The 15,740-nt window shown below is 71.6% G+C and carries 11 protein-coding genes; 4 read left to right on the top strand and 7 right to left on the bottom strand.

The window, feature by feature from the left end; translation table 11 throughout:
* Positions 1-118: 118 nt before the first annotated feature.
* The 5 genes from J8M50_RS00055 to J8M50_RS00035 form a co-directional block, all read right to left on the bottom strand.
* A complete protein-coding gene (locus J8M50_RS00055) occupies positions 119-1,048 on the bottom strand; it encodes an alpha/beta fold hydrolase (protein WP_029183457.1) in 930 nt (309 codons plus the stop codon).
* Positions 1,045-1,533 (bottom strand): phage holin family protein, encoded by a 489-nt coding sequence (locus tag J8M50_RS00050; RefSeq protein WP_010350946.1) that lies wholly within the window; start codon positions 1,531-1,533, stop codon positions 1,045-1,047. The genes J8M50_RS00055 and J8M50_RS00050 overlap by 4 nt, the downstream gene beginning before the upstream one ends.
* A gap of 54 nt (positions 1,534-1,587) precedes the next feature.
* A complete protein-coding gene (nhaA, locus tag J8M50_RS00045; protein WP_010350947.1) occupies positions 1,588-2,961 on the bottom strand; it encodes a Na+/H+ antiporter NhaA in 1,374 nt (457 codons plus the stop codon).
* Positions 2,962-3,347: 386 nt separating this feature from the next.
* Positions 3,348-5,303, bottom strand: a complete 1,956-nt coding sequence (acs, locus tag J8M50_RS00040) for an acetate--CoA ligase (protein ID WP_010350949.1) — start codon at positions 5,301-5,303, stop codon at positions 3,348-3,350.
* A 225-nt stretch (positions 5,304-5,528) separates the two neighbouring features.
* Positions 5,529-8,726 (bottom strand): SulP family inorganic anion transporter, encoded by a 3,198-nt coding sequence (locus tag J8M50_RS00035; protein WP_223786126.1) that lies wholly within the window; start codon positions 8,724-8,726, stop codon positions 5,529-5,531.
* Between the two features lie 291 nt (positions 8,727-9,017).
* On the opposite strand from J8M50_RS00035, the gene J8M50_RS00030 reads away from it, so the two are divergent.
* On the top strand, positions 9,018-10,301 hold the full coding sequence (locus tag J8M50_RS00030) for a polysaccharide deacetylase family protein (protein ID WP_029184513.1): 1,284 nt from the start codon (positions 9,018-9,020) through the stop codon (positions 10,299-10,301).
* On the opposite strand, the gene J8M50_RS00025 is transcribed toward J8M50_RS00030, so the two are convergent.
* On the bottom strand, positions 10,291-11,271 hold the full coding sequence (locus J8M50_RS00025; protein WP_075694068.1) for an ATP-binding protein: 981 nt from the start codon (positions 11,269-11,271) through the stop codon (positions 10,291-10,293). The two genes, J8M50_RS00030 and J8M50_RS00025, sit on opposite strands and share 11 nt — an antisense overlap.
* Positions 11,272-11,372: 101 nt before the next feature.
* Here J8M50_RS00025 and J8M50_RS00020 point away from each other — a divergent pair, with 101 nt between their 5' ends.
* Positions 11,373-12,188, top strand: a complete 816-nt coding sequence (locus tag J8M50_RS00020) for a Fic family protein (protein WP_029184514.1) — start codon at positions 11,373-11,375, stop codon at positions 12,186-12,188.
* A 336-nt stretch (positions 12,189-12,524) separates the two neighbouring features.
* Here J8M50_RS00020 and J8M50_RS00015 read toward each other — a convergent pair whose 3' ends face one another.
* Entirely contained in the window at positions 12,525-13,352 is an 828-nt protein-coding gene (locus J8M50_RS00015; RefSeq protein WP_010359176.1) for an HAD family hydrolase, read from the bottom strand.
* Between the two features lie 651 nt (positions 13,353-14,003).
* Here J8M50_RS00015 and ssd point away from each other — a divergent pair.
* Complete coding sequence (gene ssd, locus J8M50_RS00010; protein WP_010359177.1) at positions 14,004-15,134, top strand: septum site-determining protein Ssd; 1,131 nt, start codon at positions 14,004-14,006, stop codon at positions 15,132-15,134.
* Between the two features lie 31 nt (positions 15,135-15,165).
* Positions 15,166-15,740, top strand: a 575-nt coding sequence (locus J8M50_RS00005) for an ATPase, T2SS/T4P/T4SS family (RefSeq protein WP_223786125.1), incomplete at its 3' end; no start/stop codon positions are given.

Below are 15,740 nucleotides of genomic sequence, written 5' to 3'. Positions count from 1 at the left end.
GGGTCCTTCAGCCAGTTCACGAGTTCTGCCGAGAACGCCACCGGGTCCTCCTCGTGCGGGCTGTGTCTACCCGGGGGACAACCCCCGGACCCCCGGCAGCAGCCGACGTACCCGGCGACTACCGGTCCGGTTCCGGGTCCTTCAGCCAGTTCACGAGCTCCGCCGAGAACGCCACCGGGTCCTCCTCGTGCGGAAAGTGGCCGAGCCCGTCGAACAGCCGCCAGCGGTACGGCGCTTCCACGTACTCCGCGCTGCCCGCCGCGCTCCGCGCCCGCGACACCGGGTCCAGCGAGCCGTGCAGATGCAGCGTCGGCACGCGCACCGGGCGCTTCATGCGCCGGTAGAACTGCACCCCGTCGGGCCGCGCGAGGGAGCGGACCAGCCAGCGGTACGGCTCGATCGAGCAGTGCGCGGTGGACGGGATGCACATCGCGCGCCGGTACACCGCCAGCGCCTCCTCGTCCGGCGGCACCGGCCCCGACCACTCCTGGATCAGCTCGCCGACCTGCGCGCCGTCGTCCGCGACGAGCCGCCGCTCGGGGAGCCACGGCCGCTGGAACCCCCAGATGTGTGAACTCGCCGTCGTCTGCTTGACGTCGGCGAGCATCGCGGAGCGCCACCGTCGGGGGTGCGGCATCGAGGCGACCGCGAGGCGCCGTACGAGCTTGGGGCGCATCACCGCGGCCGTCCAGGCGAGGTAGCCGCCGAGGTCGTGGCCGACGAGCGCCGCGTCCGGCTCGCCGAGGGAGCGGATCACGCCGGTGATGTCGAGCGCGAGGTTCGCCGGGTCGTAGCCGCGCGGGGTGCGGTCGCTGCCGCCGACGCCGCGCAGATCGAGGGCGACCGCGCGGAAGCCCGCGTCCGCGAGCGCCGTCAGCTGGTGGCGCCACGTCCACCAGAACTGGGGGAAGCCGTGCACCAGCAGGACCAGCGGGCCCTCACCGGCCTCGGCGATGTGGAAGCGGGCGCCGTTCGCGGCGACGTCGCGATGCGTCCAGGGACCGTCGGGTCGTACCACCGAGGAGGGTGCTGTCGAGGGGTCCGTCATGATGTCGAGCGTGCCACAGCCTCGACGGCCTTCGGGGCTTTGCCCTCGACGAGTTCGGGACGGGGGTGCGGCTTGGCGTTCTGGAGGACGCCGGCGGTCTCCTTCATGGAGGCGGCGACCTTCTGGGGGGCCTTGCTCTTAGCGGCCTTCTTCGCCATGGCCACGCCGACCAGCCCCAGCAGGACCGCGACCAGCACGTTCGCCGCGAACGACAGCAGGAAGCAGACGGCCAGGTTCCAGTGGCTCCAGGTCCGGATGCCGTACGCCAGCGCGAAGTTGAGCATCGGCAGCGAGAACAGCAGCACGACACCGGCGACGGTGAACGCGCCCCCGCTGATCGCACCCCGCTTCACATCCCGCTTGAGCTGCGCCTTCGCCAGCGCGATCTCGTCGTGCACCAGCGCGGACATCTCGGCCGTCGCGGAGGCGAACAGCTGTCCGACACTGCGTTCGGCGCCGACCGGGCTGTCGTCGGGTGCGCTCATCGCGGTTCTCCCTCGTCCTGTTCACACGTTCTCGTTCCGTACCGTCCCGTCAGATCATGCCGGACGCCCGTCCCCGACGCCCGTCCCGCCCTGCACTTCCGCGGCCATGTCCCGGGCGATACGGCGGTGCTCGGCCGCCTTCCGCTCGTGGATCTCCGCCATCCGCAGGTGGTACGCCGGGTCGTCCTGCTCGTACACGTCCGGGATCCCGTCGGCGTCCTCGTCGCGCTCCTCGTCCTGTGCGAGCCTGCGGTAGCGCGCGTTGCGCAGCTTCAGCAGGACGGTCGCGCAGCACGCCGAGATCAGCGAGCCGATCAGGACGGCGGCCTTCACCTCGTCCGTGAGCACCGCGTCATCGGCGAACGCCAGCTCGCCGATCAGCAGCGACACGGTGAAGCCGATCCCCGCGAGCGACGCCAGCGCGAAGACGTCCGCCCAGGCGAGGTCCTCGCTCAGCGACGCCCGCGTGAACCGTGCCGTCAGCCACGTACCCCCGAAGATCCCCAGCGTCTTGCCCACGACCAGACCGAGCACGACGCCCAGCGTCTCCGGCTTCCCGAACACGTCCCCGAGCGCCCCGCCCGACACGGTCACACCCGCGCTGAACAGCGCGAACAGGGGTACGGCGAGACCGGCCGACAGCGGCCGTACGAGGTGCTCGATCCGCTCACCCGGCGAACGCGTCTCGCCCTCCCGCGTCGTACACCGCAGCATCAGGCCCATCGCGACGCCGGCGACCGTGGCGTGGACGCCGCTGTTGTACATCAGCGCCCAGATGACGACGGCGAGCGGGACGTACACGTACCAGCCCTTCACGTCGTTGCGCAGCAGCACCCGGAACAGGACCAGCCCCGCCACCGCGCCGCCCAGCGCGGCGAAGTTCAGCGAGCCGGTGAAGAACACGGCGATGATCAGGATCGCGAACAGGTCGTCCACGACGGCCAGCGTCAGCAGGAACGCGCGCAGGGCACTCGGCAGGGACGTTCCGATGACGGCGAGTACGGCCAGCGCGAACGCGATGTCCGTCGCGGTGGGGACGGCCCATCCCGCGAGCGAGCCTTTGCCGCCGGCGTTGACGATGGTGTAGACCAATGCCGGTGCTGCCATCCCGCACAGCGCGGCGACGACAGGGAGCGCGGCGGCCTTCGGGTCCTTGAGGTCTCCGGCGACCAGCTCACGTTTCAGCTCGATGCCGGCGACGAAGAAGAAGACGGCGAGCAGGCCGTCGGCGGCCCAGTGGGCGAGGGAGAGGTCGAGCCCGAGGCTTGAGGGGCCGATGTGGAAGTGACTGACGTCGGCGTAACTCCCCTTGATGGAAGGCACATTGGCCCACACCAACGCCCCGACGGCCGCGACGAGCAGGAGAACCCCACCCACCGTCTCCGTCCGCAACGCGTCCACCACGAACGTCCGCTCGGAGAGCGACATCCGCCCGAAAAACTTGCGACTACCACGGGCCGCGACCACAGGAACCTCCGGTCTCTGGACATGCCGACTACCATGCCGACCAGACTTCCCGGCGCACCTTGACGATCTCGTAGGGGATCTTGCCGCGTCCTTGACGCGACTTTTACCAGGGTACCGAAGGCGGGGTGGGGGTGCAGATGCGTCGGGTGGGTGGACGGGCGCGGGGCTGGGCTGCGATCAGCTACTGCGAATCCGCAGCCGCAGTCTTTTAGGGGCGCGGGGAACTGCGCGACCAGCCACCGACGACCCGCACTCGGCAGCGATCAGAAGCCCCCACCCCAGTAGCCGCACACACAAACGCTCCCGGCACCTTTCCGATGCCGGGAGCGTCCCTGTCAGCCGGTGTCTCAGTCCTCGCTCGGCGCAGCCGGCAGCTTTGCCTGGATGAAGTCCATGACCGTGGAGTCCGTCAGCGTCGTGACATCCCCCAGCTCACGGTTCTCCGCCACGTCCCGCAGCAAGCGCCGCATGATCTTCCCCGAGCGGGTTTTCGGGAGCTCGGCGACGGGAAGCACGCGCTTCGGCTTGGCGATGGGCCCAAGGGTCGTGCCCACGTGGTTGCGGAGCTCCGCGACCAGATCCTCGCTCTCCGACGCCGTACCCCGAAGGATCACGAACGCCACGATCGCCTGCCCGGTCGTCTCGTCGGTCGCACCGACGACCGCCGCCTCGGCGACAGAGGGGTGCGAGACGAGTGCCGACTCCACCTCCGTCGTAGAGATGTTGTGCCCGGACACGAGCATCACGTCGTCCACCCGCCCGAGCAGCCAGATGTCGCCGTCGTCGTCCTTCTTCGCACCGTCCCCGGCGAAGTACTTGCCCTCGAAGCGCGACCAGTACGTGTCGATGAACCGCTGGTCGTCCCCCCAGATGGTGCGCAGCATGGAGGGCCACGGCTCGGTGAGGACGAGATAGCCGCCGCCCCCGTTCGGAACCTCGTTGCCCTCGTCGTCGACGACAGTCGCGGAGATCCCGGGAAGAGGCGTCTGCGCGGACCCGGGCTTCGCCTCGGTGACACCGGGCAGCGGCGAGATCATCATCGCGCCGGTCTCGGTCTGCCACCACGTGTCGACGACGGGCGTCTTCTCGGCCCCGATGTTCTTGCGGTACCAGATCCACGCCTCGGGGTTGATGGGCTCACCCACGGACCCCAGCACCCGCAGCGAGGACAGGTCGAACTTCGCGGGGATGTCGTCGCCCCACTTCATGAACGTACGGATCGCGGTGGGCGCGGTGTACAGGATGGACACCCGGTACTTCTGGACGATCTCCCAGAAGCGCCCCTGATGCGGGGTGTCGGGGGTCCCCTCGTACATGACCTGGGTCGCCCCGTTGGCGAGCGGCCCGTAGACGACGTACGAGTGCCCGGTCACCCAGCCGATGTCGGCCGTGCACCAGTACACGTCGGTCTCGGGCTTGAGGTCGAAGACGGCGTGATGGGTGTACGCCGCCTGGGTGAGGTAACCGCCGGAGGTGTGCAGGATGCCCTTGGGCTTACCCGTAGTACCCGAGGTGTACAGGATGAACAGCGGGTGCTCGGCGTCGAAGGCCTGCGGCGTGTGCTCGGCGGACTGCCGTCCGACGACGTCGTGCCACCACAGGTCGCGGCTGTCGTCCCAGGCGACCTCCTGCCCGGTACGCCGTACGACGAGGACGCTGCGCACGCCGCCCGCCTTGGCGACGGCGTCGTCCACGGCGGGCTTGAGCGCCGCCGGCTTCCCGCGCCGGTGGCCGCCGTCCGCCGTGATGACGACCTTCGCGTCGGCGTCCTGGATGCGCGTGGCCAGCGCGTCCGCCGAGAAGCCGCCGAAGACCAGCGAGTGCGGGGCGCCGATGCGGGCGCAGGCCAGCATCGCGATCGCCGCCTCGGGGATCATCGGCAGGTAGATCGCGACCCGGTCGCCGGCCTGGACGCCCAGCTCCAGCAGCGCGTTCGCCGCGCGGGAGACCTCGTCCTTCAGTTCGGCGTAGGTGATGGCCCGGCTGTCGCCGGGCTCGCCCTCGAAGTGGATCGCGACCCGGTCGCCCAGGCCGTTCTCCACGTGCCGGTCGACGCAGTTGTAGGCGACGTTCAGCGCGCCGTCCTTGAACCACTTCGCGAACGGCGGGTTCGACCAGTCCAGCGTCTCGGTCGGCTCCTCGGCCCAGCTCAGCCGGCGGGCCTGCGCCGCCCAGAAGCCGAGCCTGTCAGCCTTGGCCTGTTCGTACGCCTCGGCCGTGACGTTGGCGGCTGCCGCCAGATCCGCCGGCGGAGCGAAGCGCCGCTCCTCCTTGAGGAGGTTGGCCAGGCTTTCGTTGCTCACGACATCTCCCTTTCCCAGGGTGTCCGTTGTGTCCCAGGCCACAGCTCATCAGACCCGGGAGGCGATGACAAGGGTCGGCCGATCAATGGTTTAGACCTGTAGGGCTCCAGAACCAGCCGGGTCATCCGTACCCACGGATCTCGGGGAAGGGGAGTTCAGCAGGTGTAACACCTTTCACACTCCGGGGGGTTGGGGTTCGAATTGCCGGTGTGCGGGGAAGGCGCGTCAGACCACACGGTCCGTCGTCCCCACGTGATCGAAGACGTCCTCCGTCAACAGGTACGCCTGCGCCTCCCCCACATGGAAGTACATGCCGTGCAGCTCCAGCGCGCCGGTGCGCAGGGCGTGGGCCACCGACTCGTGCGCGCGCAGGTGGTCCAACTGCTGGACGACGTTGGTGAGACAGAGCTGCTCCACCGCGTCCACGGGCGCGCGCCCGGCGAGCTTCGCCCACGCGCGGCTGTCGTCGGCCATCCGCTCCAGGCTCGGCCGTCCGTGCCGCAGCCACCGCTTCAACGGGGTCTGCGTGCCGCCCGGTTCGGTGTTCAGCAGCGCCTGCATCGCTCCGCACCCGGAGTGCCCGCACACGGTGATCGACCGCACGTTCAGCACGTCCACCGCGTACTCGATCGCCGCCGCCACCGAGTCGTCCCCGCTCTCCGCGCCGGGCAGCGGCACGAGGTTGCCCACGTTCCGTACGACGAACAGGTCACCCGGCCCGCTGGAGGTGATCATCGACGTCACGAGCCGCGAGTCCGCGCAGGTCAGAAACAACTGCGCCGGCCGCTGCCCTTCCCTGGCGAGCCGCGCCAGCTCGCCCCGGACGTGGGGCGCGGTGTTGCGCTGGAAGGCGCTGATGCCGCGGGCTAGTTGGTGTGCGCTGGGTGGGGGGACGGGGGTGGTGATGCTCTTGGGGGTGCTGGGGGGTGTTGTGCCGGGGGCTTGGGGCTGGCCGGAGCCGGCGGGGGCGCCGGTGCGGGCGGCTCCGACGGGGGCGCTTGCGGGGTCGGTCTCGGTGTGGCCCTTCGCGCGGCTGGTTTCGGCGGGGTGGTTCACGTGGCCGGTGTCGGCGGGGGCGCTCGTGGGGCCGGTCCCGGTGTGGCTCTTCACACGGCTGGTCCCGGCAGGGCCGTTCGCGTGGCTGGTCCCGGCGGGGGCGCCGGTGTGGTCGGTCCGGGCGGGGGCGTCGGCGTGACCGGTTCCGGCGTGGGCGCTCGCGTGGCCGGTCCGGGTGCGGCTGGTTCCGGCAGGGGGTGGTGTGCCGGGGGCCTGAGGCTGGCCGGAGCCGGAGCCGGAGCCGGAGCCGGAGCCGGAGCCGGAGCCGGAGCCGGAGCCGGAGCCGGAGCCGGTGGGGGTGCCGGTGCGGAGGGCTCCAGCGGGAGCGTTCGCGGGTCCGGTCCCGGCGGGGCCGTTCGCTGGGGCGGTCCCGAAGGGGGTGCTTGCGGGGCTGGCTCCGGCTGGGGTGCTTGCTGGGCCGGTCCCGGCAGGGGTACCGGCGTGGCCGGCCCCACCGTCCCCAGCCTCAGATGCTCCGCCGCGAGCCCCCGAGGTTCCGACCCCCGGCCCTGAGGCTCCGCCTCCTGGCGCCGAGGTTCCGTCCCCCGGCCTCAATACGCCGCCTCCTTGCGCCGAGGTTCCGCCCCCCAGCCCCGATGCTCCGCCACCTTGCGCCGAGGTCCCGTCCCCCGGACCCCCCGTCCACCGCCCGCCCGCCGGAGGCACCCCGCTGTCCTCGCCCAACCCCGAAGCCCCGCCCGCTCCCTGCGGGACCGGCATCAGGCTCCCGCACTCGTGGTTGCGCCACGGTGTCCAGGGACGGCACCGGCACTCGGCGGGCGCGGCGGGCGTGCGCCGTCCCGTGAGGTCGGCGGTGCCGCCCTGCGCGGTGTGCGTCTTGTGCCAGTCCTGGAGGGACTCGTACGCCGCGTGGTCCATGAAGGAGCCGTCGAGCTCGACGACCGCGTGCGCGCCCTGGGGGACGAGGTGGAGGGTGCGGCTGAGGCGCGGGACCGCGAGGAACGTCAGCTGGCCCCGGACGTGGATGTGGTGGACCCCGTCCTCCTCGGCGTGGGTGATGCGCGTGCGCGCGAGGCGGCGCAGGGCGACGGCCACGGCGACGGCGATCCCGAGGAGGACGCCCTCCAGGACACCCAGGAACACCACGCCGAGGGTGGTGACCGCGTACACCAGCACCTCGCGGTGGCGCGTCACCGTACGGATGTGGTGCAGCGAGACCATCTGGATGCCGACGGCCATGACCAGGGCGGCGAGGGAGGCGAGCGGGATCAGCTCCAGGACCGGGACCAGCAGCAGCGCGGCGATCACCACGAGAACGCCGTGCAGCATCGTGGAGTTCCGGCTCACCGCGCCCGCGTGCACGTTCGCGGAACTGCGTACGGCGACCCCGGCGACGGGCAGACCGCCGAGCGCGCCGGAGACGATGTTCGCGGCGCCCTGGCCGAGGAGTTCACGGTTGAGGTCGGAGCGGCCCACGCGCGGGGCGGGCGCCGTCGGCAGGGGGCCGGGGCCTTTGCCGGCCACGGGCGCGGACGTCTGCCGGGAGGCGATCATCTTGTCGACGGCGACCGCGCCCAGCAGCGACTGCACGCTGCACACCAGGGTGACCGTCAGCACGGCGGCGGCGATGCCGGACACCGGCCCCTCGGGGAGTCCGGCGAGTGCGTGGCTGGACCAGGACGGCAGGTCGACCTTGGGAAGCGTGAGGGAGGCGAGCGCGGCGACGGCGGTGGCGCCGGTGACGGCGACGAGCGCGGCGGGGATCTTCCGCAGCAGCCGCCCGAGGCGCCCGGGGATGCGTGGCCACAGCAGCAGGAGCGTCAGCGTGAGCGCGCTCACCGCGACGGCGGCCGGGTGCAGCCCGGCGAGCTGCGCGGGCAGGGCGCGCAGGTTGTCCAGGACGGAGCTCTGCGGGCTGCCGCCGAGGACGATGTGCAACTGCGCGACGGCGATGGCGACGCCGATACCGGCGAGCATGCCGTGGACGACGGCGGGGCTGACGGCGAGTGCCGTACGCGCGACGCGCAGGCAGCCGAGGGCGAGCTGGGCGAGTCCGGCGAGGACGGTGATCCCGCAGGTCGTGCGCCAGCCGTAGCGCTGGATGAGGTCGGCGGTGACCACCGTGAGCCCGGCGGCCGGGCCGCTGACCTGCAACGGGGACCCGCCGAGCCGCCCGGCGACCAGACCGCCGACGGCGGCGGCGACCAGGCCCGCCTGGAGCGGGGCGCCGGTGGCGAGCGCGATGCCGAGGGAGAGGGGCAGCGCGATCAGGAAGACCGCGATCGAGGCGGAGACGTCGGCTCCGGCGAGGCGGAAGCGGCGGCGCGGCGGCGGGCTGTGCGGCCGGTGGTTGCGCGGGGTGTGGTCGTAGGGATCGATGGCTCGGGTGGGGGCGCAGGCGAACATGTTTCCCGTCTCCTGAGGGGCAGCGCGGTCGCGGAACTCGCGGCCGTGGGGCACGGCAATACAGCGGCGGGATGAGCTGACGCTCGGTAAACGAATCGTAATGCAGAGTAAAGTCCCGGAATAGAACTCACGAGCAAATGGGCCAATAATTCACTCTCCGGGATGAAGTGGCTATTTGATCGGCTTGTCGTACTAATTCCTTTCCGGGTCCGTGCGACCTTGGCGGCGCCGTCGGCTCGCCCCGGCGGCCCACCACCGTCGCGCCGGGAACTCCGGGAAAGAAGGATGCTGATGGCCGCCACCCAGAGGATCGCCGCGTGCGCAGTGCTCGCCGCGGCCGTCGCCACGTCGCTCGCCGGCTGCGCGGGCACCGGCTCGCCCGGCGCCAAGGAGGGGGCGCAGGGCCCGCAGAAGGCGAAGCCGGCCGCCCCGGCGCCGAAGAGCGCCGTACGGCTCATCGGGGACGGGTCCACCTCCTACACCGGGGCCCAGCCCCACCTGTCCCGCCCCGAGCGGCTCGCGCCGGGCGCGAAGCCGCCGCAGTTCGTGGTCTTCTCCTGGGACGGCGCGGGCGAGGACAGCCAGAAGCTGTTCTCGCACTTCCGGGGGGTCGCCAAGGCCAACCACGCGACGATGACGTACTTCCTCAGCGGCGTGTACCTGCTGCCCGAGGAGAAACGTGACCTCTACCGGCCGCCGCAGCACTCGCCGGGCCGCTCCGACATCGGCTTCAACGACGAGCAGGGCATCGCCGACACCGTCAAGCAACTGCGCCTGGCCTGGCTGGAGGGCAACGAGGTCGGCACCCACTTCAACGGCCACTTCTGCGGCAAGGGCGGCGGGGTCGGCGAGTGGTCGGTGGACGACTGGAAGGACGAGATCGCCCAGGCCAAACGATTCGTCAAGACCTGGCGGACCAACACCGGGATGACGAAGGCGGCGCCCCTGCCCTTCGACTACGACAAGGAACTCGTCGGCGCCCGCACGCCCTGCCTCGAAGGCCAGAAGAACTTCCGCAAGGCCGCCCGCGAACTCGGCTTCCGCTACGACACCAGCGGCGTCAACAACCAGCTGTGGCCCGGGAAGAAGGAAGGGCTGTGGGACCTGTCCATGCAGCTCGTGCCGTTCCCCGGCCACTCCTACGAGCAGCTCACCATGGACTACAACTTCATGGTCAACCAGTCCGGCACCACCACCCAGGGCGACCCGGACAAGCACGAGTACTGGGGCGACCAGATGCGCGACGGCCTCCTCAAGGGCTTCCACCGCGCCTACGACGGCAACCGCGCGCCCCTGATCATCGGCAACCACTTCGAGTCCTGGAACGGCGGCACCTACATGCGCGCCGTCGAGGAGACGATCGAGCGGGTCTGCAACAAGCCCGACGTCCGCTGCGTCTCCTTCCGCCAGCTCTCCGACTGGCTCGACGCCCAGGACCCGAAGGTGCTGGCGAAACTCCGCACCCTCGACGTCGGCGAGGCCCCGAAGCAGGGCTGGACGGGCTTCCTGAGCGCCCGCCCGGCCCCCGCCCCCAAGGGTGTCCCCGGGGCCCCGGCCGCGACCGTCACGCGGTAACCGCGAGCCCCTCGCCGAGCACGAAGCCGGGGTCGACCTGCGCCGCCAGGTCGGCCCCGGTGCGCGCGTTCCCCCACGACTCGGCGTTCTTCAGGTGGAAGTGCACCATCTGGCGCGTGTACCGCTCCCAGTCGCGGCGGGCGTACGACGCGTCGGCGGTCGACCGCAGCCGCTCCAGGGCCGTCCGGTTCGCCTCCTCCAGGGACGCGAACCGGGGCGGGCGGCCCTTCTCCATGGCGCGCACCCAGTCCGAGTGGCCGACGGTCACCAGCAGGTCGTCCCCGGCCTCCGCGCGCAGGAAGTCCACGTCGTCCGGGCCCTGCACCTTGTTGCCGACGACCTTCAGCTCGACGCCGAAGTCCCGGGCGTACTCCTTGTACTGGCGGTAGACGGAGACCCCCTTCCGGGTCGGCTCGGCGACGAGGAACGTGATGTCGAAGCGGGTGAACATGCCGGACGCGAAGGAGTCCGAACCTGCCGTCATGTCCACCACGACGTATTCGCCCGGGCCGTCCACCAGATGGTTGAGACACAGCTCTACTGCACCAGTCTTGGAGTGGTAGCAGGCGACCCCGAGGTCGGCGTCCGTGAACTGGCCCGTGACCATCAAACGGACGGCGCCGCCGTCGAGTTCCACGCTCCGGGCACATTTCTCGTAGACCGGGTTGTCCTCGCACACCCGCAGCAGCCGGGAGCCCTCGCCGGGCGGGGTGGTCTTGATCATCGTCTCGGCCGAGGCGATGCGCGGGTTGTCGCCGCGCAGGTAGTCCTTGATCAGCGGCAGGTGCTCGCCCAGCGCGGGCAGGGCCGCCGCCTGGTCCTCATCAAGGCCGAGCGCGGGCCCCAGGTGCTGGTTGATGTCCGCGTCGACCGCGATCACGGGCGCGCCGAGGGCGGCGAGGTGCCGGACGAACAGGGAGGAGAGCGTCGTCTTGCCGCTGCCGCCCTTCCCGACGAAAGCAATTTTCATGTTCACGAAGGGTAGTGGCCCGCTGGCGCTGCGTGGCAGGGGTGCGTGAAGAAGACCACTCCTTCGAGGGGCGCGGGCGCGAGGTGGTTACTGTCGTACTCATGAGTACGACCGCCGATCCTCTTGTGGCCCTGGGCGAGCTGCCCGGGGTGGCCGAGTCCGTGGAGTCCGTCCGCAAGGCCGTGGACCGGGTCTACGGCCACCGCGTCATGCGCCGCCGCAGCACCGCCGTCACCTCCGAGGCCGCCCTGCGCGGGGCGCGCGGTTCGGCCGCGCTGGCCGGGGCGGACTGGGCGCTCGAAGAGGTGCGCCGGCGCACCGACTTCCGCGCCGACGACCAGGCGCGCGCGGTGGGCGCCGCGCTGAGGCTGAGCGCCGAGGCGGGCCAGCTGCTGTCCGTGTGGCGACAGTCGCCGCTGCGCGTGCTCGCGCGCCTGCACCTGGTCGCCGCGGCCGAGCAGAGCGGCGCGACCGGGCGCCCCCGGCAGGACGGCGAGCCCGTCGACGAACCCCTCGTCGAACTCCCGCTGCCGGGCGCCGCCGAGGTCTCCGCGCGCCTGGAGGGCCTCTGTGGGCTGATCGTCACCGGCAGCTCCGCGCCCGCGCTGGTGAGCGCCGCCGTCGTCCACGGCGAACTCCTCGCGCTGCGGCCGTTCACCTCCCACAACGGACTCGTCGCACGCGCCGCCGCGCGCATCGTCCTGATCGGCAGCGGCCTCGACCCCAAGTCGATCTGCCCCGCCGAGGTGGGACACGCGGAGCTGGGGCGGGCCGCCTACCTCGCGGCCCTGGAGGGGTACGTCTCCGGGACGCCCGAGGGGGTCGGGGCGTGGATCGCGCACTGCGGGCGGGCGGTGGAGCTGGGGGCGCGGGAGTCCACGGCCGTCTGTGAGGCACTCCAGCGCGGGGCCGCCTGAGGCGCACGCGCGAGCGCGCGAGACAGAAAAGTGCGGCGGTACGGGATCCGTACCGCCGCTGGCATGTTCGCCGGGTTACCAAGCGTCCTCGAATGTTGCCCATCAGGCCGGGAGCTTCGCCCGTCACCTGGTGCGGCTGGCCCGTAATCGACGGGTCGACGTCGCGTGGGTGCCCTGTTCACATGCTCGGTCCGTGGGGCCATGTGCGTCAGTCAGGTGATCCTCTCGGATGTCCTTCGGTCTCGCGGGCCGTGTCTTCCTTTGTACTCCCGGACCCGGAAGAGCGAAAGTCCTGGCCGCGATTCTTTGCTTTTGGCCGCAAACAGGGGCATTCGGTCAGATCAGCGGTGGCCGCTTCCGGCTGACGTACCAGACGAGCCCCGCCGTCGCCGCCGCCGCGCCCACGGCCGCCGCCGCGACCAGCGCCGGGCGGGGTGCGAACGACGGGATGCGCTGCTTGAGCCGTACCGGGCGGTGGAAGTCGAGAATCGGCCACCCGCGCGCGAGCGCCTCGCGGCGCAGGGTGCGGTCCGGGTTCACCGCGTGCGGGTGCCCGACCGACTCCAGCATCGGCAGGTCCGTCGCCGAGTCGCTGTACGCGTAGCAGCGCTCCAGGTCGTAGCCCTCGGACTCGGCCAGCTCCCTGATCGCCTCCGCCTTCGTCGGGCCGTAGGCGTAGTACTCGACCTCGCCGGTGTAGCAGCCGTCGTCGCCCACGACCATCCGGGTCGCCACCACCCGGTCGGCGCCCAGGAGTTCGCCGATCGGCTCGACGACCTCGGTGCCCGAGGTGGAGACGATGACGACGTCCCGGCCGGCCGTGTGGTGCTCCTCGATGAGGGAGGCGGCCTCGTCGTAGATGATCGGGTCGATCAGGTCGTGCAGGGTCTCGGCGACGATCTCCTTCACCTGCTCGACGTTCCAGCCGCGCACCAGCGCGGAGAGGTACTCGCGGGTGCGTTCCATCTGCTCGTGGTCCATACCGCCCACGAGGAAGACGAACTGGGCATATGCGGTGCGCAAGGCCGCCCTGCGGTTGATCAGACCGCCTTGGTAGAAGGACTTGCCGAAGGTGAGAGTGCTCGACTTGGCAATGACCGTCTTGTCCAGGTCGAAGAAGGCCGCAGTCCGGGGAGAGGGGTGGTTTTCCACGTCCCTGAGCATAGGTGCAGCCCATTCGGCGTAAGCTGAGGCGTGTGGGTTTGCCTGAGAGGGCTCTCGGGTACACCATGGAAGTCACGGATCGTTCGCGACCGTGCTAACCCGGCCCAACTCCTCCCCCCCCGAGTAGGGCCGTGGAGACGACCCCCACTCTCCCCCCCGGTGGGGGTCGTCGCATGTCCGGGTGCGTTTTCCCCCTCTCTCCATGGTGATCGCGCTGTACGAGGCGGCTTCGGCCGCCTCTTTTCGTATGCCCGCAGAGCATCACTGAGCGTAGTCGTGATGATGCTCTGCGGAGATCGCCGAGGTGGGGCGGGGGAGTTCGAGGGGGTGAGGGTGGTGAGTTCACGGGAGTGGGGCGGGGGTTTTGTCGACACTCCGTCGGGATTTCCGGGAGGCGGAAGTCGGCCGGAAGTCGGACCGGAAGTCAGCGGAAGTCGGGGGGTTCACCGGTTCGGGTGACCGAGATATCCACAGGCCGTCCTCCGTCCACAGTTTTCGACCAAGATCCACACGTTTTCCGGGGCCGCCGCATCGTGATTCCACCGCGTCAGGTCGGGCCGAGTTCCGGGCCCGTTCCGCTTTTCGGACGCGGGGTGGCCGGTTTCCGTCCGGCCGCCGATGTCGGTCGATTGCGAGAAGGGGGAGGAAACCGTGTCCGGATCCGTCACACACGACCCGTCGTCCACAGCTCCGGGGCGGCCGGGCAGGCCGCTCATCGTCACCGAGGACGTGTGCCTGCTGGACGACCTGCTGCGGCTGTGCGCCGCCGCCGGCGCGACACCCGAGGTGCACCCCGCGCTGCCACAGCGCCGGGGCGTCTGGGAGTCGGCGCCACTGATCCTCGTCGGCGACGACGCCGCCCGACGCGTACGGCACTCCGCGCGCCGTCGCGGGGTCGTGCTCGTCGGGCGCGACCAGGACGACCCCGACGTGTGGCGGCTCGCCGTCGAGATCGGGGCCGACCATGTGCTGGTGCTGCCCGACGGGGAGCAGTGGCTCGTCGACCGAATCGCCGACGTCGCCGAGGGCGTGGGGCGGCCCGCCCTCACGGTCGGCGTCATCGGCGGGCGCGGGGGCGCCGGGGCCTCCACGCTCGCCTGCGCCCTCGCGGTGACCTCCGCGCGGGAAGGGCTGCGCACGCTCCTCGTGGACGCGGATCCGCTCGGCGGCGGGCTCGACGTCCTGCTCGGCGGGGAGACCGCGAAGGGGCTGCGCTGGCCCGCCTTCGCCGCCTCCCGGGGGCGGGTCGGCGGGGGTGCGCTGGAGGAGTCGCTGCCCGAGCTGCACGCGCTGCGGGTGCTCAGCTGGGACCGCGGCGACTGCGTCGCGGTCCCGCCGCAGGCCGTCCGCGCGGTCCTCGCCGCCGCGCGGCGCCGGGGCGGGACCGTCGTCGTCGACCTGCCCCGCCGCTTCGACGACGGCGTCGCCGAGGTGCTCGCCCAGCTCGACCTGGGGCTCCTGGTCGTCCCCGCGGAACTCCGCGCCGTCGCCGCGGCCGGACGCGTCGCCTCGGCCGTCGGCATGGTCCTGCGGGACCTCCGCGTCGCCGTCCGCGCTCCGTACGTACCCGGCCTCGACGACCACGAGGTCTCACGGCTGCTGCGGCTCCCACTGGCCGGCGAAGTCCCGCTGGACCCGGCGCTGCTGAAGGCGGACACGGGGCGCAGACCGCCGGGCGCGGCTGCGCGGGGGCCGCTGGGGCGGTTCTGCAAGGAGTTCTGGGAGCGGGCGTTGACGGAGGGGGGTGGGGGCGATCGGGGGGTTCAGGGGGCGGTGAGGTGAAGACAGGTCGGTTCGTAGGAGGGAGAGGTTCATGAGTGTCGAGTTGTTGGACGGGGTGCGGCAGTGGCTGGCCGTCAGTGGGGGTGAGCCGACGCCTGCTCGGGTGGCTCAGGCCCTGCGGGAGCAGGGGCGGGTGCTGGGGGACGCCGAGGTGCTCGGGGCGGCGGATCGGTTGCGGTCGGAGCTGGTGGGGAGTGGGCCGCTGGAGCCGTTGCTGGGGGACGCGTCGGTGACCGATGTGCTGGTGTCCGCGCATGACCGGGTCTGGGTGGACCGGGGCGGCGGGCTGGAGCTGACCGGGGTCGCGTTCTCCGACGCCGCTGCTGTCCGGCGGCTTGCTCAGCGGCTCGCCGCTGTCGCGGGGCGGCGGCTCGACGATGCCCGGCCCTGGGTGGACGCGCGGCTGCCCGACGGGACCCGGCTGCACGCGGTGCTGCCGCCCGTGGCCGTGGGGTGCACGTGCCTGTCGCTGAGGGTCGTACGGCCCAAGGCGTTCACGCTGGACGAGCTGGTGGCCGCCGGGACCGTGCCGCCGGGCGGGGACCGGGTGCTGAGGGCACTGCTGCGGGCGCGGCTGTCGTTCCTCGTCAGCGGCGGCACGGGGAC

This window comes from Streptomyces acidiscabies, assembly GCF_020010905.1.
Classification (GTDB): domain Bacteria; phylum Actinomycetota; class Actinomycetes; order Streptomycetales; family Streptomycetaceae; genus Streptomyces; species Streptomyces acidiscabies.
This window is presented reverse-complemented; position numbering and strand designations above follow the sequence as displayed.